Raw genomic sequence first — 19,176 nt, 5'->3', positions numbered from 1 at the left:
GGGGATGAACCGAACCTCGGTGTCTTTAATGCTCGACTTGGTGGCTGTTCCCCGCGTCCGCGGGGATGAACCGGGCAGCTACTGCGACACAGTGATGATTAAGGCCTGTTCCCCGCGTCCGCGGGGATGAACCGGCCGCGATGTTTGACGCCCTGCTGGAGCCTGCCTGTTCCCCGCGTCCGCGGGGATGAACCGCTGTACTGTTAATGTGATCGGGTTTTCTTGATCTGTTCCCCGCGTCCGCGGGGATGAACCGGCCTGCTCATGGGCTGACGACAACTCAGCTTCCTGTTCCCCGCGTCCGCGGGGATGAACCGAAGAAACGTGCCTGACTGCCAATCTGCCAGATCTGTTCCCCGCGTCCGCGGGGATGAACCGGTCTATCCGGAAATGGCGTCTGGTCTGCTCAACTGTTCCCCGCGTCCGCGGGGATGAACCGGATCTGGTGCGACCACTAAGGAAAAGCAGCGACTGTTCCCCGCGTCCGCGGGGATGAACCGCTGTCTGTGCGTCAGCCAGTTTCTGGGCATTCCTGTTCCCCGCGTCCGCGGGGATGAACCGCCGGCAGCACCATTTCAGGGCTGACCGTAGACCTGTTCCCCGCGTCCGCGGGGATGAACCGCAGAACAAGGACACTCAGCTTGGCATGAATGCCCTGTTCCCCGCGTCCGCGGGGATGAACCGGGCATTATTTCGGCTCGTTGCTGTTTTCTGGTCTGTTCCCCGCGTCCGCGGGGATGAACCGGGTGCGACGGTGCTGGGGAACAAGCTCAATCCCTGTTCCCCGCATTTGCAGGGATGCTACTCGCAGTGCATAAGAAAAAGCCCAAGCAATTGAATTGCTTGGGCTTATCATTTGGCGGTGAGGGAGGGATTCGAACCCTCGATACGTTGCCGTATACACACTTTCCAGGCGTGCTCCTTCAGCCACTCGGACACCTCACCAAATTGTCGATTGTTGTTAACGTGGGCAAACTCCACGCTGCCGCGCTGTGCGTCGGAACGGGGCGTAATTTAGGGGAAAGGTGCGCGGTGGTCAACACTTTTTCCCCTTATTTTTCATGCTGTTTTTCATTTGCTCATGGGGTGAGCAGCGGTTGGCGTTTTTCTCGCCTCACGGCTGATCCAGTACCACCAGATCGTCGGAAAGTTCGTTGCGCTCATGGGTGGGGGGGAAGACATCCGCCAAGATCTCGCCGGTGCGCTGCACGCACTCGACGAAGCCCTCTTCCACCTTGCCGCGCCGCACCTGCTCGACAAAGTCGTCGATCAGCTCCTGCCAGACGTGATCTTCGATGTGTTGGGCCACGCCGTCGTCGGCCAGGATCTCCACATAGTGTTCAGCCACCGAGACGAAGATAAGCACGCCGAGGCGATCCCGGGTGCGGTGCAGCCCCTGCTCGATAAATTGCAGGCGGGCCATCAAGGAGGCGCGGTGGCGCTTCACCGAGGCGGGCACCAGCCGCATCTTGATGGGGGTCCACTGAAACAGCAGGGTGAGCAGCAGCCAGACGGCCCACTGCACCATGAGGATCTCGTGCCAGGCCATCCAGAACCCCAGCTCGTGCACCAGCAGCGGGGTGAGCATGGCCAGCAGGGCGGCCCACAGGGTCGGGATGAAGCGATAGCCGTCGCTGGCGGGGGCCAGCACGGTGACCAGCTCGGCGTCGGTGGCCTGCTCGGCCTTGCGCACCCGGGTGTTGAGAGTGTGAAAAAATTGCTTGGAAATCATGCTCTGTTCCTTGAATTACCAACCGCCGGAGGCACCGCCACCGCCAAAACTACCGCCGCCGCCGCGAAAGCCGCCACTACGGGGGCCGCCAAAGCCGCCGGAGAGACCGCTGCCGCCGCCCACGTAGAAGCCGTTGCGACCACCGCGCCCCCCTTTACCTCCGCCGCCACCCCGCCCACCGCGGAAGGTGTGCAGCAGGATCATGATGATGACCATCAGCACAAACAGCCAGAAACCGCGGTCTTTGTCGTCGCGCTGGGATTGCACCGGCTGGTACTGACCCTCGAGGGCCTGGATGATGGCGGTGACGCCGGCGTCGATGCCGCTGGCAAAGTCGCCCTGGCGAAATTGGGGCAGGATACGGCGCTGGATGATGTTGGCGGCGATGGCGTCGGGCAGAGTGCCTTCCAAGCCATAACCGACCTCAATGCGCACCTTGCGCTCACGGGGGGCGATGATCAGCAGCAGGCCATTGTCTTGGCCTTTCTGACCTATGCCCCAGTGGCGTCCCAGCTGGTAACCCAACTCTTCGATGGGCATCTCCTGCAATGAGGGGAGGGTGACCACCACCAGCTGGATACCGCTGGCCTGCTCGAAGGCGGCCAGGCGGCGCGTTTCACTCTCACGCTGGCTGGGATCAAGTAGTTGGGCCTCGTCGACCACCCGGCCACTCAGGGCCGGGAATGGGGGAGCTGCCTGCAGGGCCAGTGCCCATAGCCACAGCAGGAGCCACCAAGGTCGGGGAACCGCGCTCATTGGAAGCTCACCTTGGGCGCCTCTTCGCTGCCCGGTTTGGCGCTAAAGCTCGGCTTGGCCTCGAGATCGGAATAGAGCAGTTTGGACCAGATCACCCCCGGAAAGGTGCGGATCTCGGTGTTGAAGCGGCGCACCGACTCGATGTAGTCACGGCGGGCCACGCTGATGCGGTTCTCGGTGCCCTCCAATTGGGCCTGCAAGGTGAGAAACTGCTGATCGGCCTTGAGATCGGGATAGCGCTCGGCCACCACCATCAGGCGCGAGAGGGCGCTGGAGAGTTGGGTCTGGGCCTGATCATAGGCCTGGAGCTGGGACGGATCATTGACCTGAATGCTGCCCACCCGGGCGCGCGCGTCGGTGACCGCCTTGAGGGTCTCCTGCTCGTGCTTGGCATAGCCCTGCACGGTGGCCACCAGGTTGGGGATGAGATCGGCGCGGCGCTGGTACTGGTTCTCGACCTGACCCCAGCTTGCCTTGACCTGTTCGTCGAGCTCGGGGATGGTGTTGACCCCGCAGCCGGTGAGCGAAAAGAGCAGGGGAAGCAGCAGCATACCCTGCGTGATACGGCGCCATGTGTGGCGAACTATCATCTTGTTCTCCTTCATGATTTTGAGGGCATCACCATAACAGTTCAGCCTCTTTTTGAACATCATCCGCAGCGCGCTGGCAGGGGGGGGAGGCGGCGATTGGCCACCGATACCTTGGGCAGTTGCGGCTTGTCCTTGAGCCAGGAGGCCAGCTCGGCCCCGCAGCCGTTACCGGGCGGGATCGGGGCCTGTGGCACGCACTCCGGGCTGCCTGCCGGACAGCGCAGGCGCACATGGAAGTGGCTGAAGTGGCCGACCCAGGGCCTGAGCTTGCCCACCCAGTCATCATACGAGGCCTGCCGGCACACCTCGGCCTTGATGGCGGGATTGATGAAGATGCGCTCGACCTCGCGGGCCTGGGCTGCCAGCTTGAGCAAGGTGAGTTGCTGTGGGCCGAAGCGGCCGGGCAGCATCCGGTAACTGGGCTCGTCGATGAGGGGCCACTCGGCGGGGCTGTCCTGCTCACCTTTCCCGATGGGACGATCGCTCATGCGAAACCAGATGTCGGCATCGAGCCCGGTCTGGTGGCTGCGATGGCCCGAGCTAAAGGGGCCGCCGTGGGGCATGGCCAGATCGGCGATATAGAGGCTGGGCAGACCCGCCTGCTGGGTCTGACTGGCTAACTGGGTCAGGTAGTGGATGAGATCCGGGTGGCCATAGTAGCGCAGGCGTTTGGCCCCGATCACTTCGTAACCGGGGCCGGAGAGCGGCAGTGGCTGGCCCCCTTTGAGACAACCGCCTGCATAGCCGCCGATCGCTTCGGCCTGAAGGGCCGAGGCAAGCAGCAGGGAGAGAAACATGACAACACTCCTTGGAAAATCGAACCAAGCCAGCATAGCAAGCCAGGGGGGGCGCAGCCAGCCATGTGACTTGCCTCTGCAGAGCGCAGTGGCCACAATGTGGCGCCCTCTTTTTCAAGGAATTCAGAATGATCTCTCCTTCTTCCCTGCGCGTGAGTGAGCTGGTGCGCCGCGCCGATGTGACCGTGCTGGCGCCGCCTCGTGCGCCCTACCTCTGGGTGATTGCCATCTTGCTGGCGGCGGCGCTGGGGGCCGTGGGCTGGGCACTGGTGTCGGGTCTCGGTGCGATGACCTTTCCTCACTGGGTCGCACTGCTCTTTGGCGCCTTGGTGGCGCTGATGCTGTTGATGCCACGCAGTTGGCAGGCGTGGCGGCTGGCGGAGCTGGGCTGGGACGCTCAACAGCTTTATCTGCTCGATGGGGGGCGCGATATGGCGTTGGCGCTGCCACGCAGCGCGCTGCAACAGGTGCATCTGGAGCGTCAGGTGGGGCATCAAGGGGAGTGGTTGGGCTTTGCACTGGATTTGCAGTTGAGCGAAGCGATGCTGGCACAGGGGCTGGCGCTGCTTCGTCTGGCTCCTGAGCAGGCCTATCAGGTTGCCCCCGATGTCTACCGTTTTGCGTTTCACCGCGCCTGGCAGCGGCCGCGCAGGTTACGATCGATCCTGGCGCCACTGCGGGGGGCGTGACCGACTATTTTCTCGACAATCCGTAGTAAAGACAGGATACTGACCCAAGAAATGGCTTGCCTGTCTCGCTGTGGTTTCGCTGTGACAGGGAGAGGTCGGGAGCTGTCCCGACGGACAATCGGCGGGGTTGTGGCCTTATCCGCTGGTGGTGATGCACAGTGAAGGCACCTTGAATCGAGAGTGGATGGCATGAAGATTTACGTAGGGAATCTGTCGTACCGGATGACGAGTGACGAACTGCAACAGTTGTTTGCCCAGTTCGGCCAGGTCGACAAAGTCGACATCATCATCGATCGTGAAACCGGCAAGTCCAAGGGCTTTGGCTTCATCGAAATGCCGGTGAGCAGTGAGGCTGAGGCGGCGATCAAGAGTCTGCACGGCACCGAAACCGGTGGCCGTACCCTGACCGTCAACCAGGCCAAACCGAAGACGGATGCTCCGCGCCGTCCATCACGTCCGCCGCGTCACGGCTGATGCGTTGAGATAAGAAGAAGGCACCCCTCGGGGTGCCTTCTTTTGTTTGGGTCACGGCACATCGTAACCCAGCGCCGCCTTGCGAATGCGAAACCACTGCTGGCGTGACAGGACGAGGTCGCTGGCGCGGGCGGCTTGGGCGATACGCTCGCGCTTGCCCGAGCCGATGATGGGCAAGGGGCGCGAGGGGAGCATCAGCACCCAGGCATAGACCACCTGCTCCATGGTCTCGGCCCCCACCTCGTGGCGGATGGTCTCCAGCTCATGGCGCAGCGGAGCGTATTCGGGGGCATGGAACAACCGGCCGCCGCCGAGGCAGGACCAAGCCATGGGGCGCACGGCCAGCTGCTGGCACTGATCCAGGGTGCCATCCAGGGTGGCGCTCTGGTTCAGTGGCGAGATCTCGACCTGGTTGGTCACCAGCGGGAAGGGCAGACGCGATTGCAGCAGGGCGAACTGGCTCGGGGTGAAGTTCGATACCCCGGCGTGACGGATCTTGCCCGCTTCCTTGAGGCGCACGAAGGCCTCGGCCACCTCGTCGGCATCCATCAGCGGATCGGGGCGGTGGATGAGCAGCAGATCCAAACTGTCCACCGCCAAGTGGCTCAAGGAGCGCTCGGCACTGGCGATGATGTGATTGCGACTGGTGTTGTAGTGGTTGAGCTGATGGGCAGGATCTGCGGTCAGGGCGATGCCGCACTTGCTCACCACCTCCATGCGTTCGCGCAGGGAGGGCTCGAGGCGCAGGGCGGCGCCAAAGGCTTGCTCACACTGGTAGCCGCCATAGATGTCGGCATGATCAAGGGTGGTGATCCCGAGATCGAGGTGAAACTTGATAAAATCGAGCAGGGCGGCAGGGGAGAGCTGCCACTCCATCAGGCGCCAGTAGCCCATGATGAAGCGGGAGAATTGAGGCCCTTGCGGGTGCAAAGCGAGGCGTTGCATGGTGAAAGCTCCGTGGCGGAAAGTGTCCCATCTTGGCCAAGCCGGGGGGGCATGGCAAGATGGCCACCCCTATTCAGTTCGAACCATGGTACGACAATGTCTGTTTTTGCCGAACGCCTGAGCCAGCTCATCGGCGCGGGGAGCGTCAGCGCTTTCGCCCGCAAAGTCGGCCTCTCCGAGGCCCTTATTCGCAAATACCTCAAGGGGGCCGAGCCGAGCCTGACCAAGGCCAACCAGATTGCCATGGGGGCGAACTGTTCGCTGGAGTGGCTGGCGACCGGTTGCGGTTATCTCTATCGCCAGGCCGAGGTGGTGGACAGGGAGGCGCTGCAAGGGGCGCTCGCCCTGCTGGCCGAGCAGGGGATGGCGCTCGATCACGAGCCGGAGTCATTGGTTCGCTTGCTCGCTTTCTACCAGTTCTTGCGCACCCACAAGAGGGGGGACGGGTTTCTCGATCTGGCCTTGGCCCGCGAGTTTGGCCGCCATCTGGGGGAGGCATGATCAGCGGGTGGCAACGTGCTCGATCAGCTGGCGAAAGGTCTCCAGGTTATAGCTCTCGCCCTGCTCCAGCAGGCCGGTATTGATTGACTCGAGCAGGTTGCCCTGCTGATCCAGCACATAGAAGTGGGGCACCCCCTCATAGGCCGGATAGTGGCGCAAGAACGCCTCGTTCCGGTTCTCATCGCTGACATTGACCTTCACCACCACGAAGGTCTCGGTCAGAGAGCGGGCCAGCGACGCCTGGGCATTGAGAAAGCGCTCCATCGTCTGACACCAGTTGCACCATTCGCCGCCGATCAGCAGCAGGATTTTTTTGCGTTCGCTGGCCGCCTTCATGCGGGCCGCCAGCAGATCATCGAGGGGGCGGCGGGCCGGATCGTAGCGCTGGCTGTAGCCGGGTTGCCCCTCGGCCCAGGTGGCGCTGGCGCCAAAGGGGATGAGCAGGGCGCCGGCCAGCAGCATGGCGGCAAGGGTCTTCATGCACGCTCCTTGTGAAAAAATGGGGGGCCGTCACTGACCGGCGAACGTTACAAACACTCACCCCCGCCTAAGCGGGGGTGAGTGCGATGGTGCGCCAGCGATCAGTAAGCTTGCTGGTGCACGTCGAGCACGGCGCGCCCGGACGGATCGGCCAGCTCCTTGAACTTGGCATCCCACTCCAGGGCGGTGGGGGTGGAGCAGGCCACCGACTTGCCATAAGGCACGGTGCGGGCGGCCGATTCGAGCGGGAAGTGCTCCTCGAAGATGGCGCGGTAGTAGTAGGCCTCCTTGGTCAGCGGGGTGTTGACCGGGAAGCGGTAAGCCGCCGCCTCGAACATCTGGTCGGTCACCTCCTGCTCGACCATGGCCTTGAGGCTGTCGATCCACGAATAACCCACGCCATCGGAGAACTGCTCCTTCTGGCGCCAGGCCACCTCGTGGGGCAGCAGCTCGCCAAACACCTCGCGCAGGATGTGTTTTTCAATCTTGCCGTGACCACACATCTTGTCGGCGGGATTGAGGCGCATCGCCACGTCCATGAACTCCTTGTCAAGGAACGGCACCCGCCCCTCGACGCCCCAGGCGGCCATCGACTTGTTGGCGCGCAGGCAGTCGTAGAGGTGCAGGGCATCGAGCTTGCGCACCGTCTCTTCGTGAAACTCGCGGGCGTTCGGGGCCTTGTGGAAGTAGAGGTAGCCACCAAACAGCTCGTCGGAGCCTTCGCCGGAGAGCACCATCTTGATCCCCATCGCCTTGATGTAACGCGCCATCAGGTACATGGGGGTGGAGGCGCGGATGGTGGTGACGTCATAAGTCTCGAGGTGATAGATGACGTCCCGCAGGGCATCCAGCCCCTCTTGCACCGTGAAGTGGATCTGGTGGTGCACAGTGCCAAGGGCATCGGCCACTTTCTGGGCCGCAGCCAAGTCAGGGGAGCCCTTGAGACCGACGGCAAAGGAGTGCAGCTGGGGCCACCAGGCTTCGCTCTTGCCGTCATCTTCGATGCGGCGCGCCGCATAGAGCTTGGTGATGGCGGAGATGATGGACGAATCGAGACCGCCGGAGAGCAGCACGCCGTAAGGCACATCACACATCAGCTGGCGCTTGACGGCGGCCTCCATGGCGGCCTTGAGCTCGGCCTTGTCGCTGACGTTGTGCTCGACCGCCTCATAGCTCATCCAGTCGCGCTGATACCATTTCTTCAGCTCGCCATCCTTGCTCCACAGGTAGTGGCCGGGCGGGAAGGTCTCGACACTCTTGCACACCGGCACCAATGCCTTCATCTCGGAGGCGACATAGAAGTTGCCGTGCTCGTCACGGCCGGTGTAGAGGGGGATGATCCCCATGTGATCACGGCCGATGAGATAGGCATCTTGCTCGGCGTCGTAGAGGATGAAGGCGAAGATGCCGTTGAGATCGTCAAGAAACGCCGGGCCCTTCTCCTTATAGAGGGCCAGCAGCACCTCGCAATCGGAGTGGGTCTGGAACTCGAAGTCGACTTTGAGGCTCTTTTCCAGCTCTTTGTGGTTGTAAATCTCGCCGTTGACGGCCAGCACGTGGGTGCGTTCCGGGTTGTAGAGAGGCTGAGCGCCATTGCCCGGATCGACGATGGCCAGGCGCTCATGCACCAAAATGGCTTTGTCGGTGCTGTAGACGCCGGACCAGTCAGGGCCGCGATGACGCAGTCGCTTGGACATCTCGAGGGCGGTCTTGCGCAAGCTGACCGCATCAGACTTGATGTCCAGAATACCGAAGATGGAACACATCGATGTAAATCCTCTTTATTTTTGTTGGGCCCCCCACGTTTGGGCCCGAAAGTCCGTTTACATTCCTCGTTTCTCACAATGCCAGAGCCTTCCTCGTTTGCAAATAGAAAAACCGGACAAAATTCGGCGGGACGGAAAATGCCCCCATCGGGGGAGGTCGGTAGGCGTTGCCGCGGTGGCCGGCGTGATCTCGTTGGCCGAGGGGGCCAGCGGCAAGGGCAGGTCAAATAAAGGGGAGGGATAGCGGCAGAGTCGAGCGGCCCTGCCGCAGCGGATTACACCAGGGTAATGTCTTGTACCGAATCGAAGATGTGATTGGGGCGGAACGGAACCAGGTCGATATCCTCGACCTTGCTGACCCCGGAGAGCACCAGCACGGTCTCAAGACCGGCCTGAAAACCGGCCAGGATATCGGTGCGCAGGTTGTCGCCGATGATCATGGTGTCATCGGAGTGGGCCTCCATCCGATTCAGCGCCGCGCGGATGATCCAGGCACTTGGCTTGCCGACATAGAAGGGCTTCTTGCCGGTCATCCGCTCGATGGGGGCGCACAGTGCGCCGCAGGCGGGGTACATCAGCGGGCCATGGGTATCGGGGTTGGTGGCGATGAAGCGGGCTCCTTGAGAGACAAATTTGGCCCCGAGCTGCATCATGCTCCAGTTGTAGTTGCGGGTCTCACCGACGACCACGAAGTCGGGATCGATGTCGGTAATGGTGAAGCCGGCCTTGTAGAGTTCATGGGTGAGCGCCCCTTCGCCGATCACATAGGCTTTCTTGCCCTCCTGGCGCTTGAGAAAGTCGGCGGTGCCCATGGCGGAGGTATAGAAGCACTCTTCCGGTACCGAGACGCCGGCCGCGAGGAAACGGTTTTGCAGATCTTTTTGGGTTTGCGCCGGATAGTTGGTCAGAAACAGCAGTTTGGTGCCCTGCTCGAGCAGGCGATGCACGAAGTGATCGGCCCCCGGGATCAGGTCATTGTTGTGCAGGATCACGCCGTCAATGTCACAGATGACGTTTTTCTTCATGAACATTCCTCGTCAGTGTCCCGCTGGGGACGGTGCAGTCTGGCGCCATTATATGCCGCTTTCCTATGAGATGCAGGCGCGCTCGCTTTGAGCTTGAGCCCACAAACCGCTAAAATGTGCCCTTTGTCACTCGGTTATGAAGCTCGGAACATGAGTCAGAACGATCCCATTTTTGATACCTCTTTCCATCGGGGCCTGCTGCATCCCCGTCATTGGGGCGCTTGGTTGGGGGTTGGCCTGTTGCATCTGCTTGGGTATGTGCCGGCGCGTTTGCGCGACCGTCTGGGTGACGCGCTGGCGCCACTGCTGGTGCGTTTTTCCAAGAAGCAGTGCTATATCGCTCGCACCAATCTGGAGATCTGCTTTCCCCACTTCACCCCTGAAGCGCGCGAGGCGCTGCTGCATAAATGCATGCGGGTGGGCATTAAAACCTTTGCCAGTTTCGGTGAACTGAGTGTGCGTTCTCCCGAGTATCTTGAGCAGCGCACCCTGGTGACGGGGTGGGAGCATGTTGACGCTGCCAAAGAGGCGGGGAAGTCGGTGATCTTTGTGGTGCCACACACCTGGGCCATCGATTTTTGTGGCCGTATCATCGCCAACCGCAAGCCCTTCCCCATGAGCACCATGATGAAGAGTGCCAAGAGTGAAGTGTTCGATCGCTATATCAACATGGAGCGGGGGCGCGGGGGCGGCCATGTGTACGAACGCAGTGCCGGTCTCAAGCCCATCATCAAGCACTTGCGGGCCGGCGGCGGCTTCTATTATCTGCCGGATCAGGATCACGGGCGTGAGGCGAGCATCTTCGTTCCCTTCTTTGGGATGGATAAAGCGACCTTGCCGGCACTGCCCCGATTGTGCAAGTTGACCGGTGCCGTCCCCTTGATGATGCTGGCTATTTATAACGAAGATCGGCTGCGCTACGAGATGGTGATCGAGCCGTTACCCACCCCCTATCCAAGCGGCGACATGACCCACGATACACTGGTGATGAATCAGTCGGTCGAGTCGTTGCTCACCCGTTATCCTGAGCAATACATGTGGTTTTTGAAGATTTTCCACACCCGCCCCGATACGGACGAAGGCTTTTACGAGCACGAAATCCGCAAGATCCGGCGACGGAGTTAACAGGCTAAGCCCGGCAAACGCCGGGCTTTTTTATGCGACTCAGCCAGGGTTGGCCAGGGGCTCTTGATCCAATACGAGCCGACCATCGCGCACCGGAATGGTGTTACCCGGCTGGTGTGGCATGCGCACGACTCCCTCCTTACCGGAGAGGCGGTAGGTGACATCATAGCCAAGCGACTCTTCACGCTCCTTTTGCACCGTACGACAACGACGCTCGTTGCTGGTGTAGGTATCGGCGCGTTGCATGTTGCCTTGCACCTGATTGCCGGCATAACCCCCCGCCACGGCGCCCGCCGCCGTGGCCAGCTTCTTGCCGTTGCCTCCGCCAATCTGGTGTCCGAGCACGCCGCCGAGCGTTGCACCTATGATGGTACCGGCGAGTTTGTGCTCATCTTGTACCGGACGACGGTGGGTGACACTGACCTGCTCGCAGACTTGCTCCGGCGTCTTGACGGTACGGGTGACCGGTTTGACGGCCAGCACCTCGGCACTGTCTGGTTGACGTTGGAGCAGATTACCGCTGGCAACGGCAGAGAGCGTCAGGGCGCTGACGATACCAACCAGCACGCCCCCCAACATGGACTTGTTCATCGTACACTCCTTATAACAATGAGTTGGGGGCATTGTGGGCAGAGGCCGCCTGAAGAGATAGGGCAAGGGGCCCCCTATGTGCCAGACTCTGTCCCTGTTCAAATTGTGTCAGTCGAACAACTGTCTTAAAATGGCGACACTTTCTCTTCGGTGGCTCCCATGCCTTCGCTTGCTTTTCTATTTCCCCTCTCTTGTATCGCCATCTGGGCCGGTAACGGCATTGCCGGCAAACTGGCGATGCAGATCATGTCGCCCGCGGCCCTCTCTTGGTCACGCTGGCTGATCGCGGCGCTGGTGCTGACCCCTGTGCTGGGGGCTCGTGCATGGCGTCTGCGCCATCGACTGGTGCGCAGTGGTCACAAGCTGATGGCGTTAGCGCTGCTTGGCATGGTGCTGAACCAGACCCTCGGCTATTGCGCGGCGAAAACCCTGGGCGCCACTGAAATTGGGCTGATGATGGGGCTGACCCCGCTCATGACGGTACTGCTGAGCTCACTGCTGCTGCGTGAGCCGCCAACCTGGGGGGCGCTGCTCGGGGGCGTGCTGTCGCTGTGCGGGTTGGCGGTGTTGCTGGGGCAGGGCGATCCCTTGAGTGTGCTGCGCCATGGCATTGCCATCGGTGACATCTATATGCTGCTCTCTGCGTTCACTTACGCACTTTATAGCGTGCTGCTGCGACGCTGGACGCTGGGGCTCGACAGCTGGATGATGCTCTATGGCCAGGTGTTGTGCAGCTTGATGCTGCTGACCCCCTACTTTTTTCTGGTAGATGGCACCTTACCTGACCGGCAGGCGCTCTGGCTGATCCTGTATGCCGGGATCCCGACCTCGGCGCTCTCTCCTTGGCTCTGGATGCAGGGCATTGCCTTACTGGGGGCTAATCGCACGGCTATCTATTTGAATCTGCTGCCGCTGATGACGGCATCGCTTGCCGTCTGGCTGCTTGGGGAGCAATTGACCATGGCCCACGTTCTGGGAGGCACCTTGACCCTGAGCGGGGTGGTCATGGCGCAATGTATCCTGCGGCCGGTACATAGGCCCTAAAACAACACCGCCTCCCGAAGGGGAGGCGGTGTAAGAACTGGGACCGTGCTGCTCTTATCGTTAGATGTTTTGTGCTTCTGTCGGCACAATAACCGATGCATGATTGCCCTTGGGGCCTTTTTGCAGTTCATACTGTACCGCTTGGCCAGCTTTGAGCGTCTTGTATCCCTCCATCTGAATGGTCGAGTAGTGAGCAAAAATATCTTCACCCCCCTCTTCTGGACAGATGAATCCAAACCCCTTAGCGTTGTTGAACCACTTGACTGTTCCGGTTGCCATACATCTACATCCTTTTATTGATTACCCTAAAGTCGTTGAGTAACCTGCGCCCGCCCATTATAAATTGAAAAGGTATCCTGCCTCGGCCGCGGGGCAGATTAGCAAGTAACCAATTTAGTCTAAGAACTCGACGAGTCAAGAAGTTGTTAACAGCATCGTGTGACGCCGTTAACAAAAGCGGTTGACAACCCGCTCGTGGCGGGTAGTAATCTAAAGGTATCCATAGAAGGTATGGCAAAACAAAAAGAACTCTTTGTAAATGAAGAGGTTGTTGCTGACGCAAAAGTCGATCTGCAGCCCCCTCCCATGTACAAGGTGGTGTTGAACAACGACGACTATACCCCGATGGACTTTGTAGTCGAAGTGCTACAACGGTTCTTCGCCATGGATCTGGACAAGGCGACTCAGGTGATGCTGAGTGTGCATTATAGCGGCAAGGGGATCTGTGGTGTCTTTACCGCAGAGATTGCTGAAACCAAGGTAGTCCAGGTCAATACCCATGCTCGCAAGAACGAGCATCCACTGCTGTGTACCATGGAAAAGGCATGAGCAATGACAGAAACGCAATGACACCACAATGACGCTGTAGTAAGGGGAGGTGCCTATGTTGAACAAGGATCTGGAAAAGACGCTGAACGAAGCCTTCAAGTTTGCCCGCGACGAGCGTCATGAGTTTATGACCGTTGAGCACCTGCTGCTGGCCCTGCTGGACAACCCCTCCGCCAGTGAAGCGCTCATCTCTTGTGGCGTAGATCTTGAAAAGATGCGCCAGGAGCTCGCGGCCTTCATCCATCAAACGACCCCCATGATTCCCCGTGATGACGAAGATCGTGAAACCCAACCCACGCTTGGCTTTCAGCGAGTCTTGCAGCGTGCTGTGTTCCACGTGCAGTCATCGGGCAATACCGAAGTCAATGGTGCCAATGTATTGGTGGCCATTTTCAGTGAGCAGGAGTCACAGGCGGCCTATTTTCTGAAGAAATCCGAGGTCAGCCGCCTTGATGTGGTCAATTTCCTCTCCCATGGTGCACGCAAGGAGAATAAGCCGGAGCAAGGGGGACAGGCAGGGGAAGGGGAGGATGATGTCTCTTCGGCCCAGATCGAAAGTTTCGCCACGAACCTCAACCAGCTGGTGCTGGAGGGGCGCATTGATCCCTTGATTGGCCGGGATCAGGAGCTCAACCGAACCATTCAGGTGCTCTGCCGCCGCCGTAAGAACAATCCTCTGTTGGTTGGTGAGGCCGGGGTCGGCAAGACCGCGATTGCAGAAGGGCTGGCTTACCGGATCGTCAAGGGTGAGGTACCCGAGGTGATCGCAGGCAGTACCATCTACTCGCTCGACATGGGGTCGCTGCTGGCCGGTACCAAGTATCGCGGTGATTTCGAAAAGCGCCTCAAGGTACTGCTCAAACAGCTGGAGCGTCAGGAGGGGGCCATCCTCTTCATCGATGAGATCCACACCATCATCGGAGCGGGCGCTGCTTCGGGTGGGCAACTCGATGCGGCGAACCTCATCAAGCCGCTGCTCTCCAACGGCATGCTGCGTTGCATCGGTTCCACCACCTACCAGGAGTACTCGCAGATCTTCGAAAAAGAGCACGCGTTGGCGCGGCGCTTCCAGAAGATTGACATTGTCGAGCCCAGCGTGGATGACACTACGCGGATCCTGATGGGGCTCAAGAGCCGTTATGAGCAGCACCATAATGTGCGTTACACCGCCAAGGCGATGCGGGCGGCGGCCGAGCTGGCGGCGAAATACATCAATGATCGTCACCTGCCAGACAAAGCCATCGATGTCATCGATGAAGCCGGTGCCAGCCAGCGGATGCAACCGGTGAGCCGGCGCAAGAAGGTGATCAATGTGCCCGAGATCGAGGCCATCGTGGCCAAGATTGCACGTATCCCGGAGAAGTCGGTGTCAGCCTCCGATAAGGAGATCCTGAAAAATCTCGAGCGCAACCTGAAAATGGTGGTGTTTGGGCAAGACCGCGCCATTACGGTGTTGACGGATGCGATCCGGTTGGCTCGCTCCGGGCTTGGTAACGAGCGCCGTCCGGTGGGCTGTTTCCTGTTTGCCGGCCCCACTGGGGTGGGCAAGACGGAGGTCACCCAGCAACTGGGCAAAGCGCTTGGGGTTGAGCTGCTGCGCTTTGACATGTCCGAGTACATGGAGCGCCATACGGTCTCACGGCTCATCGGTGCCCCTCCCGGCTATGTCGGTTTTGAGCAGGGCGGGTTGTTGACCGATGCGGTGATTAAACATCCCCACTCGGTGGTGCTGCTCGATGAGATTGAAAAGGCCCACCCCGATGTCTTCAACCTGTTGTTACAGGTGATGGACAACGGGACGCTGACCGACAACAACGGCAGAAAAGCCGATTTTCGTAACGTGATCCTGGTGATGACCACCAACGCCGGGGTGCAGGAGACGCAGCGCAAGTCGATTGGTTTCCAGCAACAGGACATGAGCCACGATGCGATGTCGGTGATCAACAAGACATTCACACCGGAGTTCCGTAACCGCCTCGATCACATCATTTGGTTTAACCACCTCGATATGGAGGTGATTAACCAGGTGGTCGATAAGTTCATCGTCGAGTTGCAGGTGCAACTGGATGCCAAGGGGGTATCCCTCGAGATCTCCGAGGCCGCACGGCACTGGTTGGCGGAGAAGGGATATGATCGCGCCATGGGAGCCCGCCCGATGGGCAGGGTCATTCAGGAGCAGCTCAAGAAGCCGCTGGCCAATGAGATCCTGTTTGGCTCACTGGTGGATGGGGGTTGTGTCAGGGTTGATCTGGGCAAGGAAGGTTTAACCTTCGATTTCCAGGTGACAGGTGCGGTACTACAGCCTTGATCTTCTAAGGGCAGGACAACAAAAACCCCAACCATCAGGTTGGGGTTTTTGTTTGAATTCCTGGCTTAGCGAGAGCGGAAAACGATGCGTCCCTTGGAGAGATCGTACGGGGTCAGGGCAACGGTGACTTTGTCACCGGTCAGGATGCGGATGTAGTTCTTGCGCATCTTACCGGAAATATGGGCGATCACGACGTGACCATTCTCAAGTTCCACCCGGAACATGGTATTGGGCAGAGTCTCCAGAATGGTGCCTTGCATCTCAATACTGTCTTCTTTAGCCATTGAATCCTCTTGATAAGCCACAACAAAAAACGGCGAGATCATGCCGGATTTAAGGCTATGTGTAAAGTTTACTCGCAAAGTCAGGTCACTTTTTTCCATTCCTTGTCTATTAACAGCTCATGAGGGTGGTATTCACGCTTGTAGCTCATCTTGCGGCACCCTTCGACCAGATAGCCAAGGTAGACCCAGTTTCGTCCGCTGTGGCGCGCCAGCTCCAGTTGTTTCATGATGGCAAAGACCCCCAGAGAGCGACCGGCTTCGTCAGGATCGAAGAAGGTGTACATGGCACTCAGTGAGTGGGGCATCAGGTCGGTAACGGCTACAGCGAGCAGACGTTCGCCAAGGCGCAGCTCCAGATAGCGCGGCGGCATCCAGTGGCAGTGAAGAAAACCGTGATACTGGCTGCGACTCGGGGGATACATGGAGCCATCGGCATGCCGCTCGCGGATGTAGCGTTCATAGAGAGCGTAATACTCCGGTTTATCCTCACTACTCAGGATCACCTCAAGATCCCCGTTCTGTTGCCAGATCCTTCGTTGCCGGCGGGTAGGGATAAAATCGTCACTGTGAATGCGCAGTGACTGACAAGCGGAGCAGGCAGGGCAGTGGGGGCGATAGATGTCGCCCCCACTGCGGCGAAAGCCGGCACTGAGTAGGCGTTCATAGCCGCTAGGGGTGAGCAGGGAGTGATCCATCAGCACCAGCAGCTGTTCGCGCCGCTCTCCCAAGTAGCTACAGGCATGCTGAGGGGTCAGGCCTACTTTGAGGATCACTTCTTCAGTCATACCACACCTCTCTGGTCTGCCAGCATCCGGGGGAAAGAGGGTGTTGGGTCAGCGAGCGCAACCGCTCGAGAAATTGCGATCTTGGCCACTCTTCAACCCCCATGCTTGCAAGAAATGGATTCTGCATCTGAGTATCGATGAGTTCGCCGCCGAAGGTGGTCAAATGGCGGCACAATGCCAGCATGGCCAGCTTGGCGCCGTTGTCGATGAGGCTGAACATGGACTCGCCGCAGAACACCTGACCCAGGGAGAGGCCATAAAGACCGGCTACCATCCGCTCTTGCTGCCAAATCTCGACGCTGTGTGCGTGCCCGAGACGATGCAGCATTCGGTAGGCGGCCATCATGTCCTGGCTGATCCAGGTGGAATCGGCAGTCCGGCGTGGCGCCGCACACCCCTCGATCACCTTATTGAAGTCACGGTTGATCCAAATGTTGAATTCACCGCGGCGCCACAACTTGCGTAGGCTCCGACCGACATGCAGGCGCGCCGGCTCGAGCACACCGCGTGGATCGGGCGACCACCAGAGAATGGGGCGATGGGGCTCATACCAGGGAAAGATGCCGCTGTGGTAAGCTGACAGCAGCCGGGCAGGGGAGAGATCCCCGCCGATGGCTAACAGGCCATTTGGTTCATCCAGCGCCAGCTCGGGCTCGGGAAATCGGGTCGGATTGGCATCCAGTTGGGTGAGATACATCGACATCCAAGAGGTACCGCGTTGAAGAGTCTTCTATTGATACTATCCAGCCTGCTCTGCTTTGTCACCGTACCCGTCGTTGCCGGTGTTTACGAGCGTAATACGGCCCGCCCGGTCAACCAGGTGGTGTTTGGGACGGTGGAGAGCGTGCGCAATATCACCCAGCGCCAAGTACTCGAATCTGAACACTCGGGGTGGAAGACCTTGGGGGGAGCCCTGTTAGGCGGCCTGCTTGGCAACCAGTTCGGCGGTGGCCATGGGCGTGAAATCGCGACGGCTGTCGGCGCGCTGGCGGGGGCCGGTGCGGCCCAGTATTACCAGTCGCAGGGGGAGACGGTGGAGTACCAGTTGGTTGAGCTGCTCATCCGCGGTGAGGACGGCAAGCTCATCAACGTGATTCAGGATTACGATCCGGCCATGGTATTTGCGAGTGGAGACAAGGCCAGGATCCTCTATTTTGACGATGGCGTGCGGGTCGACCGTACCTATTAGGCCGCCCCCGCGACGGCCGCGGCCTCTAGCTCATGGGTCATGATTTTGTCACGCCCCGTGGTCTTGGCGATGTAGAGCAAACGGTCGGCTTCACACAATGCCTCGCTCAACCCCATATTATCCACGCTAAGTACCCCATAACTGGCTTTGACAAAGAGTGGGGTATCTTTGGATAACGGGAGATCCCGCATGTGCAGGCGAAACGTCTCGATACGGTTTGACAGGGCACACCCGGTGAAGCGAGGCAGCATGAGTGCAAACTCTTCCCCACCGAAACGGGCCAGCAAGGCATCAGGGAAAAACTTCTTGAGCTGTTGACTGAGATGGCGAAGCACCTGATCGCCCACATCATGACCCCAAGTGTCATTAATCTGTTTGAAGTGATCGACATCAATCATGCAAATGCCCATCGGGACATTCTGCTCTTTGAGCTCGTCAAACCATTTCTGGCCTTCACTAAACCAGTAGCGACGGTTATAGAGGGTGGTCAGATGATCCCTGTTGGCGGCATCCTGAATGCGCTCGAAATGCTCGAGCGCCTCCAGGTTATGGCTCACTCTGCACTGCAACTCTTCGGGCTCAAACGGCTGATTCAGGAAGTCGTTCGCCCCTTGCTTAAGGTAGCGCGCCGACAGACCGGTCTTGTCTGAGCCTGAGATGCCAATAATGGCCAACTGCTGCTTGTTATAACGCTCTCTCAAGCGACGGACGAGACTAATTCCGTCAATTTTGGGCATATGGTAATCAATCAGCAGCAGCCGTATTTGAGGGTGGTCGCGCATCATGACCAGCGCCTCTTGGGCGTGGCAGGCTTCATGTACGTTCAACAACTGGCGTCGCAGCTGAGTGGCCGTGCGATGACGAGCCGTGACAGAGTCATCAACGACCAATACCTCGATCTGTTGATTGAGATAAAGACGATGCACCAGACCGATGGCGTATTGCAGGGAGTGGCGTGAGTCTTTCATCACGTAGTCCAAGACGCCGGCTTCTAACCAATGCGCTCGCTTCTCTTCGCTGATGTCTGCAGTGAGTATCACGACAGGTAACTGGCGTTCCATCAACACGGTGACGGCTTCGCCAGAGGGGGCATCTGGCAGCGTGAGATCGACGAGCGCGACTAAATAATCTTCGCCATTACAGTGACGAGTCTCCCCTAGGGTCTCGAATGCGTCGACTTCCAGTTCTGTTTGCTGACGCAATGCCTGCGTCAGCATCCGTCGGATAGTCAGACTGTCTTCGACGATAAGGATTTTCTGTTTAATGG

22 protein-coding genes, 1 tRNA gene and 1 CRISPR repeat array (1 of these 24 running past the window's edge) are annotated in these 19,176 nt (G+C 59.4%); of the genes, 8 read left to right on the top strand and 15 right to left on the bottom strand.

What is annotated here, in order from left to right; genetic code table 11:
• Positions 1-745: a CRISPR direct-repeat array (repeat unit 29 nt; unit sequence CTGTTCCCCGCGTCCGCGGGGATGAACCG) (it extends 1,849 nt beyond the left edge of the window).
• Between the two features lie 112 nt (positions 746-857).
• The 5 genes from BN1134_RS11445 to mepA all read right to left on the bottom strand — a co-directional run bounded on the left by BN1134_RS11445 (position 858) and on the right by mepA (position 3,875).
• Positions 858-945: transfer RNA gene (locus tag BN1134_RS11445), tRNA-Ser, on the bottom strand.
• 169 nt (positions 946-1,114) lie between these two features.
• On the bottom strand, positions 1,115-1,732 hold the full coding sequence (locus BN1134_RS11440) for a TPM domain-containing protein (RefSeq protein WP_042047360.1): 618 nt from the start codon (positions 1,730-1,732) through the stop codon (positions 1,115-1,117).
• A gap of 15 nt (positions 1,733-1,747) precedes the next feature.
• On the bottom strand, positions 1,748-2,488 hold the full coding sequence (locus BN1134_RS11435; protein WP_042047359.1) for a TPM domain-containing protein: 741 nt from the start codon (positions 2,486-2,488) through the stop codon (positions 1,748-1,750).
• The gene (locus tag BN1134_RS11430) at positions 2,485-3,078 is read right to left on the bottom strand and encodes a LemA family protein (RefSeq protein WP_408862670.1); all 594 of its coding nucleotides are present in this window, start codon (positions 3,076-3,078) and stop codon (positions 2,485-2,487) included. Before BN1134_RS11430 ends, BN1134_RS11435 begins: the two co-directional genes overlap by 4 nt.
• Positions 3,079-3,137: 59 nt before the next feature.
• Positions 3,138-3,875 (bottom strand): penicillin-insensitive murein endopeptidase, encoded by a 738-nt coding sequence (gene mepA / locus BN1134_RS11425; protein WP_042047358.1) that lies wholly within the window; start codon positions 3,873-3,875, stop codon positions 3,138-3,140.
• A gap of 128 nt (positions 3,876-4,003) precedes the next feature.
• On the opposite strand from mepA, the gene BN1134_RS11420 reads away from it, so the two are divergent.
• Both BN1134_RS11420 and BN1134_RS11415 read left to right on the top strand, forming a co-directional pair.
• Positions 4,004-4,564, top strand: coding sequence for a hypothetical protein (locus tag BN1134_RS11420; RefSeq protein ID WP_052449474.1), 561 nt, complete (start codon positions 4,004-4,006; stop codon positions 4,562-4,564).
• Between the two features lie 189 nt (positions 4,565-4,753).
• On the top strand, positions 4,754-5,038 hold the full coding sequence (locus BN1134_RS11415; protein ID WP_084214788.1) for an RNA recognition motif domain-containing protein: 285 nt from the start codon (positions 4,754-4,756) through the stop codon (positions 5,036-5,038).
• Between the two features lie 51 nt (positions 5,039-5,089).
• Here the strand turns inward: BN1134_RS11415 and BN1134_RS11410 are convergent, their stop codons facing one another.
• Complete coding sequence (locus BN1134_RS11410) at positions 5,090-5,983, bottom strand: aldo/keto reductase (RefSeq protein ID WP_042047356.1); 894 nt, start codon at positions 5,981-5,983, stop codon at positions 5,090-5,092.
• A gap of 96 nt (positions 5,984-6,079) precedes the next feature.
• On the opposite strand from BN1134_RS11410, the gene BN1134_RS11405 reads away from it, so the two are divergent.
• Positions 6,080-6,484: a helix-turn-helix domain-containing protein gene (locus BN1134_RS11405; RefSeq protein ID WP_042047355.1), complete on the top strand. Its 405-nt coding sequence runs from the start codon at positions 6,080-6,082 to the stop codon at positions 6,482-6,484.
• On the opposite strand, the gene BN1134_RS11400 is transcribed toward BN1134_RS11405, so the two are convergent.
• The 3 genes from BN1134_RS11400 to BN1134_RS11390 form a co-directional block, all read right to left on the bottom strand.
• The gene (locus BN1134_RS11400; RefSeq protein ID WP_042047354.1) at positions 6,485-6,964 is read right to left on the bottom strand and encodes a thioredoxin family protein; all 480 of its coding nucleotides are present in this window, start codon (positions 6,962-6,964) and stop codon (positions 6,485-6,487) included.
• Between the two features lie 101 nt (positions 6,965-7,065).
• Positions 7,066-8,730 (bottom strand): asparagine synthase B, encoded by a 1,665-nt coding sequence (gene asnB / locus BN1134_RS11395; RefSeq protein ID WP_042047353.1) that lies wholly within the window; start codon positions 8,728-8,730, stop codon positions 7,066-7,068.
• 275 nt (positions 8,731-9,005) lie between these two features.
• Complete coding sequence (locus tag BN1134_RS11390) at positions 9,006-9,755, bottom strand: HAD-IIA family hydrolase (protein ID WP_042047351.1); 750 nt, start codon at positions 9,753-9,755, stop codon at positions 9,006-9,008.
• Between the two features lie 150 nt (positions 9,756-9,905).
• Between BN1134_RS11390 and BN1134_RS11385 the strand changes: the two genes are divergently transcribed.
• Positions 9,906-10,880 (top strand): LpxL/LpxP family acyltransferase, encoded by a 975-nt coding sequence (locus BN1134_RS11385; protein ID WP_042047350.1) that lies wholly within the window; start codon positions 9,906-9,908, stop codon positions 10,878-10,880.
• Positions 10,881-10,919: 39 nt separating this feature from the next.
• Here the strand turns inward: BN1134_RS11385 and BN1134_RS11380 are convergent, their stop codons facing one another.
• The gene (locus BN1134_RS11380) at positions 10,920-11,471 is read right to left on the bottom strand and encodes a glycine zipper 2TM domain-containing protein (protein ID WP_042047349.1); all 552 of its coding nucleotides are present in this window, start codon (positions 11,469-11,471) and stop codon (positions 10,920-10,922) included.
• A gap of 159 nt (positions 11,472-11,630) precedes the next feature.
• On the opposite strand from BN1134_RS11380, the gene BN1134_RS11375 reads away from it, so the two are divergent.
• Positions 11,631-12,515, top strand: coding sequence for a DMT family transporter (locus tag BN1134_RS11375; protein WP_042047348.1), 885 nt, complete (start codon positions 11,631-11,633; stop codon positions 12,513-12,515).
• A gap of 60 nt (positions 12,516-12,575) precedes the next feature.
• Here BN1134_RS11375 and cspD read toward each other — a convergent pair whose 3' ends face one another.
• Positions 12,576-12,794 carry a cold shock-like protein CspD gene (gene cspD / locus BN1134_RS11370; protein WP_042047347.1) on the bottom strand — a complete coding sequence of 73 codons (219 nt, stop codon included), beginning with the start codon at positions 12,792-12,794 and terminating at the stop codon, positions 12,576-12,578.
• 231 nt (positions 12,795-13,025) lie between these two features.
• Here cspD and clpS point away from each other — a divergent pair, with 231 nt between their 5' ends.
• Together clpS and clpA are read left to right on the top strand one after the other, a co-directional pair.
• Positions 13,026-13,343, top strand: a complete 318-nt coding sequence (gene clpS, locus BN1134_RS11365) for an ATP-dependent Clp protease adapter ClpS (protein WP_042047345.1) — start codon at positions 13,026-13,028, stop codon at positions 13,341-13,343.
• 55 nt (positions 13,344-13,398) lie between these two features.
• Positions 13,399-15,651 carry an ATP-dependent Clp protease ATP-binding subunit ClpA gene (clpA, locus tag BN1134_RS11360; RefSeq protein WP_042047344.1) on the top strand — a complete coding sequence of 751 codons (2,253 nt, stop codon included), beginning with the start codon at positions 13,399-13,401 and terminating at the stop codon, positions 15,649-15,651.
• Positions 15,652-15,716: 65 nt separating this feature from the next.
• Here clpA and infA read toward each other — a convergent pair whose 3' ends face one another.
• The 3 genes from infA to aat form a co-directional block, all read right to left on the bottom strand.
• Positions 15,717-15,935, bottom strand: a complete 219-nt coding sequence (gene infA / locus BN1134_RS11355; protein WP_005300033.1) for a translation initiation factor IF-1 — start codon at positions 15,933-15,935, stop codon at positions 15,717-15,719.
• A gap of 80 nt (positions 15,936-16,015) precedes the next feature.
• Positions 16,016-16,720, bottom strand: coding sequence for an arginyltransferase (locus BN1134_RS11350; RefSeq protein ID WP_042047342.1), 705 nt, complete (start codon positions 16,718-16,720; stop codon positions 16,016-16,018).
• Positions 16,713-17,423 carry a leucyl/phenylalanyl-tRNA--protein transferase gene (aat, locus tag BN1134_RS11345; RefSeq protein WP_042047339.1) on the bottom strand — a complete coding sequence of 237 codons (711 nt, stop codon included), beginning with the start codon at positions 17,421-17,423 and terminating at the stop codon, positions 16,713-16,715. Before aat ends, BN1134_RS11350 begins: the two co-directional genes overlap by 8 nt.
• Positions 17,424-17,438: 15 nt before the next feature.
• On the opposite strand from aat, the gene BN1134_RS11340 reads away from it, so the two are divergent.
• Entirely contained in the window at positions 17,439-17,909 is a 471-nt protein-coding gene (locus BN1134_RS11340; RefSeq protein WP_042047337.1) for a glycine zipper 2TM domain-containing protein, read from the top strand.
• Here the strand turns inward: BN1134_RS11340 and BN1134_RS11335 are convergent.
• The gene (locus tag BN1134_RS11335; protein WP_042047446.1) at positions 17,906-19,174 is read right to left on the bottom strand and encodes a diguanylate cyclase; all 1,269 of its coding nucleotides are present in this window, start codon (positions 19,172-19,174) and stop codon (positions 17,906-17,908) included. The two genes, BN1134_RS11340 and BN1134_RS11335, sit on opposite strands and share 4 nt — an antisense overlap.
• Positions 19,175-19,176: the final 2 nt, after the last annotated feature.

The sequence above is a fragment of the Aeromonas simiae genome (assembly GCF_000820125.1).
GTDB lineage: Bacteria > Pseudomonadota > Gammaproteobacteria > Enterobacterales > Aeromonadaceae > Aeromonas > Aeromonas simiae.
Note: the sequence above shows the minus strand (reverse complement) of the source record. Positions and strands in the feature narration are given on the sequence as shown.